This window comes from Glutamicibacter sp. AOP12-B1-11, from assembly GCF_052379245.1.
Taxonomy (GTDB): domain Bacteria; phylum Actinomycetota; class Actinomycetes; order Actinomycetales; family Micrococcaceae; genus Glutamicibacter.
Window position 1 is genome coordinate 47,876 of the sequence record NZ_JBQSYL010000018.1, and the last position, 13,350, is coordinate 61,225.

Below are 13,350 nucleotides of genomic sequence, written 5' to 3' on the forward strand. Positions count from 1 at the left end.
CGCCGACCATCACCCGAGGCACCCGGAGAAAACGTGGTCCCTCACCAAGCAGGTTTGAGCTCGCCCCGTGGCTGTTGCTCGCGCCTTTCCTCGCGCTCTTCACCCTGACTTTCATCTTGCCCATCATTGCAGCCATACAAGCCAGCTTCACCCGTATCACACGGCGCGGATTGTTCGGAGAAGCCGGCGTGCACAGCGAATTCGCTGGATTCGGCAATTACGCGCAAGCCCTGGGAGACGAAGCCTTCGTTGCTTCGATTGGCCGCATGATCGTGTTCGGCATCGTGCAGGTTCCCATCATGATCCTTCTTTGCACGGTCCTGGCTCTGCTGCTTGAGTCGGCGAGCGCCAAATGGCCGGCCTTTTTCCGGGCGGCGTACTTCCTGCCCTACGGCGTGCCGGGGGTCATTGCCACTATCCTCTGGTCATTCCTCTATGTTCCCGGCCTGAGCCCGATCATCGATGCCGCCTCAGCCGTCGGCTTGGAAGTCGATTTCCTCGGGCCACAGAGCATCTTGTGGTCCATCGCCAACATCGTGACATGGAGCTACACGGGCTACAACATGCTGATCGTCATCGCGCAGCTCAAGGCAATTCCCGGCGAGATCTACGAAGCCGCACGCTTGGACGGGGCGGGTCCACTGCGTGTGGCATGGCATATCCAGCTGCCGCTCATCAGCCCGGCACTGGTCTTGACCACGGTCTTCTCCATCATTGGCACCTTGCAGCTTTTCGCCGAAGCGCAAGTTCTCATGAGTGTCGCACCCGCCATCGACAGCCAATACACCCCTAACCTTTCCGCCTACACAACCGCGTTCGCCTACAACGACTACAATGTTGCGGCTGCGCAATCCGTTCTCATTGCCTTGGCCGCATTCGCGCTCTCATTCGCCTTCCTGCGCCTGACCAATAGGAAGTCCTCATGACCCTGATCCGCCGCCAGTCCTTCGAAAAGCCCGCCTCTTCAAAACCAGCGACTCTGATTGTCACGGCCTTGCTGACCATAGCCGCATTGTATTTCCTGGTCCCGGTCTACTGGGTCGTCGTTGCAGCAACGAAATCGACCCAGGACTTGTTTAGCACAAATGGTTTCCTCCTCTCCGGTGACTTCGTCCTATGGAAAAATCTGGGCCAGGTTCTGGCCTATGACGGCGGAATTTTCCTGCGCTGGTTCATGAACTCGTTGCTATACGCGGGGGCAGGGGCGCTGATTGCCGCTTACCTTGCTGCAGCTGGCGGATACGCCCTGGCCAAGTACCGTTTCCGCGGAAGCAATCTGGTCTTCGGTGTGGTCTTGGGAGGCGTTCTCGTGCCTGGAACCGCAACCGCCTTGCCCCTATTCCTGTTGTTCAGCGAAATGGGGCTGTCCAATACCTATTGGAGTGTCCTGCTGCCATCATTGGTGTCCCCGTTCGGCCTGTTCCTCTGCCGCGTTTACGCTTCCAGCACCGTGGATAGCGCGTTACTCGAAGCCGCGCGCCTGGATGGCGCAAGCGAACTGCGGATCTTCCACACGATAGGACTCAGAGTCCTGTCCCCTGCTCTGGTGACGGTATTCCTGTTCCAGCTTGTCGGAATCTGGAATAACTATTTCCTTCCCCTGGTGATGCTGTCCGATTCGGATCTCTATCCAATTACCCTGGGCCTGAACACCTGGCTGGGACAGGTTGACCGCCTGCCAGAATTCTACGAGCTGACCACCGGCGGCGTCTTGCTGTCCACTATTCCCTTGGCCATTGCCATGATCGTCCTGCAGCGCTTCTGGCGCGGGGGCCTGACCGAAGGATCCGTTAAATGACTTCCCCAACAGCCTATCTGTCCGATACCGCCCCGGGCGGAGGCCGGCGCCTGCCGGCAACGTCCTGGACCCACAGTGATGCCCCTGAACTGAGCCTCGATGGACAGTGGAAGTTCCGCTGGCTCCCTGGCGTACCGGGCACGCCCGGAGGGCGCGGACTGCTGCCGGCAGGCGAGCTTCCCGAGTCCATGGCAGATGCTGGCTATGACGACTCGAGCTGGGACAGCATCGCAGTCCCTGGGCACTGGGTATTGCAGGCCGATGGCGCCTACGGACGCCCTTCGTACACGAACGTCCAATTTCCCTTCCCTTGCGACCCGCCCTATCCACCGGATGAGAATCCTACCGGCGACTACCGGCGGACCTTCGAAGTGCCCCAGAGCTGGACTTCCGGAATGGAGCGGCTGGTGCTGCGCTTCGACGGCGTTGAATCCCGATACAAGGTATGGGTCAATGGGCAAATGATTGGCTGGGGTACCGGTAGCCGCCTTGCCCAGGAATTCGATGTGAGCTCGGCCGTAGCCGCCGGTGAAAATACAATCGTTGTCCGCGTGCACCAATTCTCCGCTTCGAGCTACGTCGAGGACCAGGACCAGTGGTGGCTCCCGGGAATTTTCCGATCGGTAACGCTCAAGGCCCGTCCGCACGGCAGCATTGACGACCTCTGGATAAAAACCGGCTATTCCTCCGGTACCGGAATCATTACACCGGAAATCATGGCCGCTGACGATGCGTTCCCGCTACGTTTCGTTGTTCCCGAACTGGAAATCGACGAAGTGTGGCAAAGCCGCGAGGATATCCGAGAGGTGGAAGTGCCCGCCGTTTCCCCATGGAGCGCTGAGCGGCCAAAACTCTATGGAGCAACCGTTTCCAGCACTGGCGAGACCATCAGCCTGCGGCTAGGTTTCCGCACGGTAAGAATTGCAGGCGACCAGTTCCTGGTCAACGATCGCAAAGTGGTCTTCAACGGGGTGAACAGGCATGAAACCCACCCGCTCCTCGGCCGGGCGTTCGATGAGCAATTCGCACGAGAAGACCTGATGCTAATGAAGCGCTTCAATGTCAACGCCATTCGCACCAGCCACTATCCGCCGCATCCGCGGCTCCTGGACTTGGCCGACGAGCTCGGTTTCTGGGTCATACTCGAAAACGATCTGGAAACCCACGGATTTGAACGTCACGGCTGGCAGGGCAATCCCAGTGACGACCCGGCCTGGCGAAGTGCCTATCTTGATCGGATGGAGCGGACTTTCGAACGGGACAAGAACCATCCCTCAATCATCATGTGGTCGCTTGGCAACGAGTCCGGCACCGGGGCCAACCTTGCCGCGATGTCCGCATGGATCCATGCGCGGGATAGCAGCCGCCCGGTGCATTATGAAGGCGACTACACCGGAGAATACACCGATGTGTATTCGCGAATGTACGCTTCGTTCCCCGAAGTGCAGACAATTGGAGAGGACCGGATGACCGCTCCGCTGCTGGGATGCACCACCGCAGAGGCCGCGCGCCAGCGGACCAGGCCCTTCCTGTTGTGCGAGTATGCGCACGCCATGGGCAATGGGCCCGGAGGATTGCAACGGTATGCGGATCTGGTGGACCGCTATCCCCGGTTGCATGGAGGCTTCGTCTGGGAATGGCGTGACCACGGGCTGCAGGCCAGCACACCGGATGGCAAGAGCTTCTATGCTTACGGCGGCGATTTCGGCGAGGAGCTCCACGATGGCACCTTCGTCATGGACGGACTGGTCCTCTCCGATTCCACTGCCTCACCGGGGCTCCATGAGTTCAAGCATGTAGTCGCCCCGATCAAGTTCTCCCTGTCCTCCGTGGACGGACACCGGGTGCGCTTGGGCATCCGGAATGACCGCCACAGTGCCGACAGCGGCGACCTCGCATTCAGCTGGCGCTTGGAAGCGGCCGGGCATCCGGTCGCTAGTGCAGAATTCTTGGTATCCGGCTCTGACGACGCGCTGGAAGCTGGCGAAACTGCCACGGTTGAACTCGCCTTGCCGTACCCCCTGCCCGCAGGCGAAAACTGGTTAACCGTGGAGGCGCGGCTGGCCGAGGATGCAGCGTGGGCGGCCGCGGGCCATGAGGTGGCCAGCGCCCAATGGCCGATAGCTGCTCCATCCACCGCAATGCCGGGGCCGCGACCCGCACGGTTGCCCTCTTCGGCTGATGCGGGCGGAGCATCGATCCCTCTGGACAATGGCCGGATGCAGCTTGGTGCCGCAGTTTTCGCCGAGGGCAAGCTCATGGAGTTGGCCGGGCAGCCGGTGCATGGGCCGCGGCTGGAGTTGTTCCGCGCACCCACCGACAATGACCGTGGCGCACACTTCGGCAGCTATAACCATTCTGATCCCTGGCAGGAAGATGAGCACGGAGTCCCGGGCAATGGAGAACCCGGTCCGTCAAATGCGGACCTCTGGACGGCGGCCGGATTGGACCGGCTGAAGGCGCGGGTGCTCAGTGTCGCTACCGGTCCGGGCCGTGTGCAGGTGGCGACCAGGTATTCAGCAGCGGACCAGGCCTGCTCCATCCGAGTTGACGAGCAATGGAGCCTGGACGAGTCCGGCCTGTGGCTTCGCATCGATATGGTTCCAAGCCGAGGCTGGACATCGGTGTGGCCCCGATTCGGCGTGCGTTTCCAACTGGGCAAGGAGGTCGATTCGGCATCCTGGTACGGCTTGGGCCCGCACGAATCCTACCCGGACAGCCGTCTGGCGGCACGAGTAGGCCGCTACAGTGCAAGCATTGACGATTTGCCGGTCGAATACGCACGTCCGCAGGAAACAGGGCACCGCAGCGATTTGCGCGAATTGGAGCTCGGCGTGGGCGGTGCGCCGTGGCTGCGCATCGAGGCCTGGCCCGACGGATTGGACCGTCGCCCCGGTTTCACGCTCAGCCGCCACACGGCACAGCAGCTTGCCGGCGCTGCCCATCCGCACGAGCTGCCGGAACCAACCAACTCCTGGCTGTACCTGGATGCGGCCCAGCATGGCGTAGGTTCCCGGGCCTGTGGTCCCGATGTCTGGCCGGAAGACGCGCTGCGCCCCGAGGCGCGCTCCTTGCTCCTGCGGATCACCGGATTGACAGGGAACGAAACCTCGCGGAGCGGGTAGCGCCGCGAACTTCCCTGCCGCTCATCGCGGCTGGACCGGGCCAATCAGCCAGCTGGCTTCATGGCTGGCGCCCGGGGCCAGCGCGATGACGTCCTGGCCGGAGTTGAAGCCGCCGGGCGGGCAGGTCATCGGCTCGATGGCCAGCCCGGTGCGGTCAAGCGCCGGATCATCGCGGTCTGCGGTGTGGATCTGGACCCACGGGCAGGCTTCGTCCCAGGTGATCTGCGACCCGAGGCCCTTGGTGTCGGTGATCGATGCGCTGAATGAGCCGTCCGCGTCGGCGGCCAGGGAAGTGTAGGCATGATCGATGAAGAGGTCCCCGATCGGCTTCGGGGTGCGGAAATCCAGCTCGGTGCCAGCCACCTGAACCACCTCCCGCGGCAGCAGGCGCGCGCCGTCGGTGAGCTGCACCTTGCCGGCTGGCAGGGTGAAAGTCCATTCATCCGCCTTCTTGCCCGGTGCGACCAGGTAGGCGTGCGAACCCCAGGCGAAGGGCGCGGTGCCCTGCCCGAGGTTGGTGGCGGTGGCGATGGTGCGCAGCCCGCCGGCTTCCAGCCGGTAGTCGATCACCAGCTGCACCTCATAGGGGTAGCCGGGGTTCGGGGCGATCACGGTGCGCAACTGGGCGGAGCTGCCGCGGCGCCCGGTGATCTCGAAGCTGGTATCGGCCACCAGGCCGTGCAGCGCGTGGCCGCGCTCCGGCTCGGTGATCGGCAACTGCAGCTCCTGGCCTTCCCAGTGGTAGGCCCCGTTGATCACCCGGTTGGGCCAGGGGGCCAGGATGGCGCCGGAGAACACCGGGCGCGCGCCATGCGGATCGAAGGCGCGCACCAGCGGGCGGCCACCGTAGTCCAGGGACACCAGTGTGGCGCCCACCGTGGCCAGCTGCGCGGTGAAGCCGTGGGCTCGCAGCGTGAGCACCGTTCCGTTGGCGGTGTCCTGCTGCGGCATTGCTTGGCGATCCATTTCGTCATCCTTCTGCTGTGCTGGGAAACCATCGGGCACGCACAGGCCCTCCCGCAATTGCGTGCGAGAGGGCCCCTGGCGCTAATCAAATGCTAGTTGCCCGCACCTGCGCGGCGCTTGTTGTAGATGTCGAAGGCCACCGCGAGCAGCAGCACCAGGCCCTTGACGATCTGCTGCGTGGAAGCGCCAACACCCATCAGCTGCATGCCGTTGGAGAGCACCGCCATCACCAGGCCACCGACAATCGCGCCGGTCACCCGGCCCACACCACCGGTGGTCGAGGCGCCACCGATGAAACAGGCGGCAATTGCATCAAGCTCAAACATATTGCCCGCGCCGGGCTGCGCCCCGTTGGAACGCGAGGAGAACACCGCACCGGCGATACCGGCGAGCATGCCCATATTCACGAAGATCCAGAAGTTGACCTTCTTGACGTTCACGCCGGAAAGGCGCGCGGCCGAGAGGTTGCCACCGATCGCGTAGATGTGGCGGCCAAAGACGGTCCGCGTGGTCAGCACGTGGTAGCCGATCACCAGCACGCCCAGGATCATCAGCACAATCGGCATGCCGCGGCTGATGGAGATCTGCCAGAAGAACCAGAGGATCACGATGGCGGCCAGTGCGTTCTTCGCGATGAACATGGCCATCGACTCGACATCCTGGCCGAACTTCACGCGTCCACGGCGGGTGGAATACTGGGACCAAACCAAACCGGCCACCGCGACCACACCGATGAGCACGGTGAACATGTCGAAGCCGTAGCCGCCGAGCAAGCCATTGAGGAAGCCACCGGCCACCTCCTGGTATTCGCCAGGGAAGGGGGAAAGTGAAACGTTGTTCAGCACCTCATAGGTCAACCCGCGGAAGAGCAGCATGCCGGCCAAGGTGACGATGAAAGCCGGAATGCCTACATAAGCCACCCAGAATCCCTGCCACACACCGCACAGCGCGCCCACCGCTACCGCGGCGAGAATGCCTACCCACCACGGGGCCCCGGTTTTGATGACCAATACCGCGGAGACCGCGCCGGTCAGCGCCACGAGCGAGCCGACCGAGAGGTCGATATGCCCGGCGACAATTACCATGATCATGCCCAAGGCCAAGATCAGCACGTAGGAGTACTGCAGGATGATATTTGTCAGGTTGATCGGGCTGAGCAGCAACCCGTCGGTCATGATGGTAAACAGCACCACGATGAGCACGAAGGCGATATAGATGCCGCTGGTGCGCAGATTCTTGGTGAAAATGTCTTTCAGCTCGGATTTCAGTGTCATCGGGCGTTTTCCTTCTCGATGGTCATAAGCTCCATGAGGCGTTCCTGGGTGGCTTCGCTTCGCGGGAGTTGGCCGGTCATCCGGCCGTAGGCAAGGGTGTAGATGCGGTCGCAGATACCCAGCAATTCGGGCAGTTCGGAAGAAATCACCAGGACCGCCTTGCCGGAGGCCGCCAGCTCATTGATGATCGTGTAGATCTCGTATTTCGCGCCGACGTCGATTCCGCGGGTCGGCTCATCCAGGATCAGCAGCTCGGGGGCGGTATGCAGCCATTTGCCCAGGACAACCTTCTGCTGGTTGCCGCCGGAGAGGTTTCCGGTTTTCGCCAGTACGCTCGGTGCCTTGATCCGCATCGATTTGCGGTAGTGCTCGGCAATCTGGATTTCCTTATTGCCGTTGACGAACCCGGCAGAGGAGATCTTTCCCAGCCCGGCGGCGGTGGTGTTCACCCGGATGTCCTCGATGAGGTTCAGGCCGAACTTCTTGCGGTCCTCGGACACGTAGGCGATACCCGCCTTGATGGCCTTGCCCACGGTGGAGGTGTCCACCTTGCGCCCGTCCATCAATACGGTGCCGGAGATCCCGCGGCCGTAGCTGTGGCCGAATACGCTCATGGCCAGCTCCGTGCGTCCGGCGCCCATCAACCCGGCGATGCCCACGATTTCGCCGGCGCGCACGTCCAGCGAGGCCTTGTCGACGACAATGCGATCGTGCTGGGTGGGGTGGCGTACGGTCCAGTCGCGAACCTCGAAGACCACCTGGCCGATCTCTGGTTCGCGTTCCGGGTAGCGTGCCGACAGCTCGCGGCCCACCATGCCCTGGATGATGCGGCTCTGCGTCGAGGCGGGGTCGGCCATATCCAGGGATTCCACGGTCTGCCCATCACGGATGATCGTGGTGTTGTTGGCAATATCTTCGATCTCGCCGAGTTTGTGCGAGATGATGATGCAGGTGATTCCCTGCTCGCGCAGTTCACGCAACAGATTCAACAGGTGTGCGGAGTCATCATCATTTAGCGCGGCCGTAGGCTCATCGAGGATGAGCAGCTTGACGTCCTTATTCAACGCCTTGGCGATCTCCACCAGCTGCTGCTTGCCCACGCCGAGCTGGCCTACCGGGGTGACCGGTGTTTCGGCCAATCCCACCCGGGCCAATAACTTGGCCGCCCGCTGGTTGGCTTCGTTCCAGTCGATGAATACCCCGCGCTTGGTCTCGTTGCCTAGGAAGAGGTTTTCGGCCACCGACAGATAGGGCACGAGGGCCAATTCCTGGTGGATGATCACCACGCCCTGGGCCTCGGAATCCTTGATGCTTGAGGCCTTCAGCTCCTGGCCGTTGAACAGAATTTTCCCGTCATAGCTGCCATGGGGGTAGACGCCGGAAAGCACCTTCATAAGGGTGGATTTCCCGGCCCCGTTTTCGCCGCAGATGGCGTGGATTTCACCCTGCTGGACGGAAAGGTTTACTCCGTCCAAGGCCTTGACCCCGGGGAATGTCTTGGTGATGTCCTGCATCTGCAGGATGGTGCTGTCCATAGTGCAGCCGTCCTTGTCATGATCTGTGTACTGCGTGAAGCGCTGCTGCTGCGTCGGCGGGGCGCGGTGCGATCCCGCCGACGCAGCGAAGACCGGCTGCTACTTGGTCTGTCCTGCCTTGACCTCTTCGGCCGTGTAGTACCCGGAATCAACGAGCAGCGACTCGATGTTATCGGCGGTTACGATGTCGGAGTCCAGCAGGAAGGACGGGACGACCTTCTTGCCGTTGTCATAGGATTCGGTGTCGTTGGCTTCCGGCTCGGTGCCTTCGGCGTAGGACTTCACGGCGGTCACTGCCTGGGAGGCCAGCTTGCGGGTGTCCTTGAAGATGGTCGCGTACTGCACGCCGTCGTCGATCAGTTTCACCGAAGCGATTTCGGCGTCCTGGCCGGAGATGATCGGCAGGCCGTCCTTGATGGACTTGCCGTAGCCGGCGTTGGTCAGTGCGGTCTGCACGCCGCGGGAGATTCCGTCGAATGGCGAGAGGATGCCGTCGATCTTGGTCTTGCCACCGGCGTAGTGCGCGGTGATCAGGTCCTCCATGCGGCTCTGGGCCTCTTCCTGGGACCAGCGCAGGGTAGCTGCCTGTTCGATCTTGGTCTGCTTGGACTTCACCACGAGGGTTCCGTCATCCATAAATGGCTTGAGGGTTTCCATGGCGCCCTTCCAGAAGAAGTGGGCGTTGTTGTCATCCACGGATCCGGCGAAGAGCTCGATATTCAGCGGCCCCTTCTTGCCGGTCTTTTCGCCCTGCTCGTCGACCAGGCCGAGACCGGTCAGCAGCGAGGTGGCCTGCTGCACGCCGACGTTGTAGTTGTCGAAGGTGACGTAGAAGTCGACGTTCTCGGTGCCGTTGATCAGGCGGTCATAGGAGATGATCGGAATGTCCTGGTCTGCTGCTGCCTGCAGCTGGTTGGACAGTGCGGTGCCATCGATCGAAGCGACCACGAGGATGTCTGCACCCTTGGTGATCATCTGGTCGATCTGCTGCTGCTGGGTCGGGATGTCATCGTTGGCGAACTGCATGAAGACCTCGTAGCCGGCTTCTTCAAGCTGCGACTTCACGGCCTCACCGTCGGCGATCCAACGCTCGGAGGTTTCGGTTGGCATTGCGACGCCTACCTGGATGTCCTCCGGGGCCGTGCTTTCGCCTTCGGCACCCGCGCCACCGCCGGCACCGCTGCCGCCACATGCTGCCAGTGCGCCAACGAGCGCGAGGGATCCAAACGTGGCTACCGCTCGACGAGCCCAGTTATTCCGTGCCATCTTTTCCTCCTGCGTATTCCGATTCATCCCGGCAGTGCGACCGGGCTCACACCATGTTAGCGCTAACAACGTGAGTTGCGCCACCCCAGATGATAACAATTTGATATTAACCGGACAAGACAGCCTAGAGGTTCCAGCATGTTGACGTGGATCATGAGCGAATGACCGCCTAACTGCCCCCGGGTGCAGTGCGGCCAAGGGGCTTGCCGAAGCGCCTTCAGCGTGTGTAATGGCAGGCTCGGAACACCCAAGGAACGACAAGGTAAAGCTACTACGGCCATGCTTGTCACGGCAGCCCTCGCAGTTAGCCCTGCGAGAATGGCCTTTGCAAGCCCGTCGACGCGCAGTGCGCGTGGCGGCAGGGATCCCGGACATAGTATTGGGCCATGACTACACAAAGGTCCAGCGTTCTTCCGGCACCCCCGGACGAGGTATCCGCCTGGTTTGCCCGGCCGGGCGCGATTCGCCGGCTGCTGCCGCCCTGGCTTCCGCTCAAGGTCATCGAAGAAGCCGGCTCCTTGCGTGGGGGAACCGCGGCACTGGGGCTGCCTGGCGGCCTGCGCTGGTACGCCCAGCACAAGCCCTCCGACTACCTCGAGAATCGGCGGTTCGTCGACGAGCTGCAGGCTCGCGGCGTGCGGGCGGCCCCCACGCGCGTGGCTCATTGGCGTCATGAACACCTCACCGAGCCCGCGGGATCCGGGCACACCACCGTCACCGACCGCGTCAGCTCCAATCTGCCCGCAACGCAGATCGAACGGATGCTGGACTACCGCCACCGCCAGCTCGCCGCCGATTTCGCCGCCCATGAGCGGGCGTCCGAGGCCGGACTGGAACCGTTGACCATCGCGGTCACCGGAAGCAATGGCATGGTCGGCACCGCGTTATGCGCCTTCTTGTCCACGGGCGGGCACCGAGTCATCAAGCTGGTGCGCCGCGCGCCGCAATCCACGGACGAACGACGTTGGGATCCGCTGGCTCCGGAGCACGACCTGCTAGACGATTGCGACGCGGTCATCCACCTCGCCGGAACAAGCATCTTCGGCAGGTTCAGCGACTCGCACCGGCAGGCGATCGAGGCAAGCCGCATCGAACCCACCCGGGCTCTGGCTGAGCTGGCGGATCGCTCCGGCGTCTCCCGATTCATCAGCGCCTCGGCCATCGGCATCTACGGTGCCTCGGCCGGAGCCGCCCCGATTGATGAGCAGTCGCCTCCTGAAGTAGGGGGCGCGGACTTCTTATCCGGCGTGGTCCAACGCTGGGAGCAAGCAACCGGGCAAGGCGAGACGAGCATGCGCCGGGTGCAGATCCGCACCGGCGTGGTGCTCAGCCCTTCGGGTGGCATGCTCGCGGTGCTGCGCCCGATCTTCGCCGCCGGCTTGGGTGGCCGCTTGGGCACGGGAGAACAGCGCCTGTCCTGGGTTGGCCTCGACGATCTCATTGATATCTACCATCGGGCTTTGTGGGACACGCAGCTGAGCGGCCCGGTGAACGCGGTGTCCCCTCACCCGGTCAGCAACGCCGAATTCACCAGCGCCTTGGCCAAGGCACTGCGCCGCCCGGCCATCATTCCGGTGCCTGCAGCCGCCCCGAAACTGCTGCTGGGAACCCAAGGCGCCAAGCTATTGGCCATGGCAGATCAACAGGTGATCCCGCAGAAGCTGCTGGATGCCGCGCACCACTTCCGCTTCGCGCAAATCGAGCAAACTCTCGCCCACTGCTTGGGTTCACCGACCCGGGGAGACCGAGCCGAGGCAAACTCGCTTCCGCCCAAGCCTTAATAGGCATTGGCCAGCACCCGGTGGTGCTGGCCAACCTAAGGTCCCTGTGCGCCTACAGGCCTTGAGCCAAACGGTAGTACGCCTGATTCAGCCGCACCTGTTCGGCAAAGCCGCGGCGCGTGGTGCTCTCGTCGATCACCAGCAGCTCGGTGCCGGCAATTTCGGCAAAGACCTCGAAAGCCTCGATTCCGGCGGCCGTGGACATGACCGTATGGTGGGCTCCGCCGGCGGTCAGCCAGGATTCCGCCGAGGTGGAGAAGTCAGGTCGCGGCTGCCACACGGCACGCGCCACCGGCAGGTTCGGCAAATCCTGCGGCGGGGTCACCACGTCAACCACGTTTGCGGTCAAGCGGAAACGCTCGCGCATATCGGCCATCGAAACCACCACGGCGCCGATGGTAGCCGCGGCGTTGAACACCATGCGCACCGGGTCCTCGCGTCCCCCAATGCCCAGCGGATGGATTTCGATACGCGGCTTGTCGGTGGTCAGCGACGGGCAGACCTCGAGCATGTGGGCGCCGAGGATCAGCTCCTTGCCCGGGGTCAGGTCATAGGTGTAGTCCTCCATCAGCGAAGCGCCACCGGGCAGCCCGGCGCCCATCACCTTCGCGGCACGCACCAGCACCGCGGTCTTCCAGTCGCCTTCGGCGCCGAAGCCGTAGCCCTTGCCCATCAGCCGCTGGACCGCGAGGCCCGGCAGCTGCTTGAGCCCGCCAAGGTCCTCGAAATTGGTGGTGAAAGCCCAAGCGCCCAGCGCGCGCAGGAACGACTCGATGGCCAATTCCTGGCGTGCGGCGTAGCGCAGCGACTCGTGGCGGACTCCGCCGGCGCGCAACTCCGCGGCGACATCGTATTCACGCTCGTATTCGGCCACCAGTTCATCCACATCGCCTTCGGCAACCGCTTCTACGGCTTCGACCAAGTCGTTGACCGCCCAGGTGTTGACCGAGACGCCAAAGCGCAGTTCGGCCTCGGTTTTGTCCCCTTCGGTGACCGCGACGTTGCGCATATTGTCTCCGAAGCGGACCAGCTTCATCGACTGGGTGGCATTCCAGCCGGCGGCACCGCGAACCCAGGTGCCCACGCGTCCGGCAACCGCCGGATTGGAAACGTGGCCGACCACGGTAGTGCGGGTGGCCCCGATCCGGGTGGCCAGGTAGGCGTATTCACGGTCGCCGTGGGCGGCCTGGTTCAGGTTCATGAAGTCGAAGTCGATGGTGTCCCACGGCAGCTCGACATTCGCCTGGGTGTGCAGGTGCAGCAACGGCTTGGCCAGTGCCTTCAACCCGGAGATCCACATCTTGGCCGGGCTGAAGGTGTGCATCCAGGTGATGACGCCCAGCACGTTGTCATCCGAGTTCGCCTCCAGCATGGCCCGGCGGATCGATTCCGCGTCCTTGAGCACCGGCTTCCAGATGACCTTCGCCGGGACCTGCTCGGATCCGTCCAGGGCCTCGGCGACCTCGCGCGATTGCTCGGCGACCTGTCGCAGGGTTTCGTCGCCATACAGGTCCTGGCTTCCGGTGAAGAACCAGATTTCCTTGGATTCATATGCCTTGCTCATGGTGTCCTTTCGGATTGAAGTTTTTGGCCGCCAGCGAGCGG

The 13,350-nt window shown here is 62.9% G+C and carries 9 protein-coding genes; 4 read left to right on the top strand and 5 right to left on the bottom strand.

Features of this window, described 5'->3' with window-relative positions:
• The first annotated feature begins 8 nt into the window (after positions 1-8).
• Genes ACT3UQ_RS11980 through ACT3UQ_RS11990 form a run of 3 tightly spaced genes read left to right on the top strand, consistent with a single transcriptional unit; the run spans position 9 to position 4,923 of the window.
• Positions 9-926, top strand: a complete 918-nt coding sequence (locus ACT3UQ_RS11980) for a carbohydrate ABC transporter permease (RefSeq protein WP_049862759.1) — start codon at positions 9-11, stop codon at positions 924-926.
• The gene (locus tag ACT3UQ_RS11985) at positions 923-1,798 is read left to right on the top strand and encodes a carbohydrate ABC transporter permease (protein WP_105553986.1); all 876 of its coding nucleotides are present in this window, start codon (positions 923-925) and stop codon (positions 1,796-1,798) included. The genes ACT3UQ_RS11980 and ACT3UQ_RS11985 overlap by 4 nt, the downstream gene beginning before the upstream one ends.
• A complete protein-coding gene (locus ACT3UQ_RS11990) occupies positions 1,795-4,923 on the top strand; it encodes a glycoside hydrolase family 2 TIM barrel-domain containing protein (protein ID WP_170947786.1) in 3,129 nt (1,042 codons plus the stop codon). The genes ACT3UQ_RS11985 and ACT3UQ_RS11990 overlap by 4 nt, the downstream gene beginning before the upstream one ends.
• 21 nt (positions 4,924-4,944) lie before the next feature.
• Here ACT3UQ_RS11990 and ACT3UQ_RS11995 read toward each other — a convergent pair whose 3' ends face one another.
• The 4 genes from ACT3UQ_RS11995 to chvE all read right to left on the bottom strand — a co-directional run bounded on the left by ACT3UQ_RS11995 (position 4,945) and on the right by chvE (position 9,964).
• Entirely contained in the window at positions 4,945-5,889 is a 945-nt protein-coding gene (locus ACT3UQ_RS11995) for an aldose 1-epimerase family protein (RefSeq protein ID WP_105553987.1), read from the bottom strand.
• A 92-nt stretch (positions 5,890-5,981) separates the two neighbouring features.
• Positions 5,982-7,163 carry a multiple monosaccharide ABC transporter permease gene (gene mmsB / locus ACT3UQ_RS12000; protein ID WP_105553988.1) on the bottom strand — a complete coding sequence of 394 codons (1,182 nt, stop codon included), beginning with the start codon at positions 7,161-7,163 and terminating at the stop codon, positions 5,982-5,984.
• Positions 7,160-8,698, bottom strand: coding sequence for a multiple monosaccharide ABC transporter ATP-binding protein (mmsA, locus tag ACT3UQ_RS12005; protein WP_105553989.1), 1,539 nt, complete (start codon positions 8,696-8,698; stop codon positions 7,160-7,162). Before mmsA ends, mmsB begins: the two co-directional genes overlap by 4 nt.
• 99 nt (positions 8,699-8,797) lie before the next feature.
• A complete protein-coding gene (chvE, locus tag ACT3UQ_RS12010) occupies positions 8,798-9,964 on the bottom strand; it encodes a multiple monosaccharide ABC transporter substrate-binding protein (RefSeq protein ID WP_105553990.1) in 1,167 nt (388 codons plus the stop codon).
• Between the two features lie 386 nt (positions 9,965-10,350).
• Here chvE and ACT3UQ_RS12015 point away from each other — a divergent pair, with 386 nt between their 5' ends.
• Entirely contained in the window at positions 10,351-11,745 is a 1,395-nt protein-coding gene (locus ACT3UQ_RS12015; protein WP_444637168.1) for a TIGR01777 family oxidoreductase, read from the top strand.
• A 52-nt stretch (positions 11,746-11,797) separates the two neighbouring features.
• Here ACT3UQ_RS12015 and araA read toward each other — a convergent pair whose 3' ends face one another.
• Complete coding sequence (gene araA / locus ACT3UQ_RS12020; protein WP_444637169.1) at positions 11,798-13,309, bottom strand: L-arabinose isomerase; 1,512 nt, start codon at positions 13,307-13,309, stop codon at positions 11,798-11,800.
• Positions 13,310-13,350 lie beyond the last annotated feature (41 nt).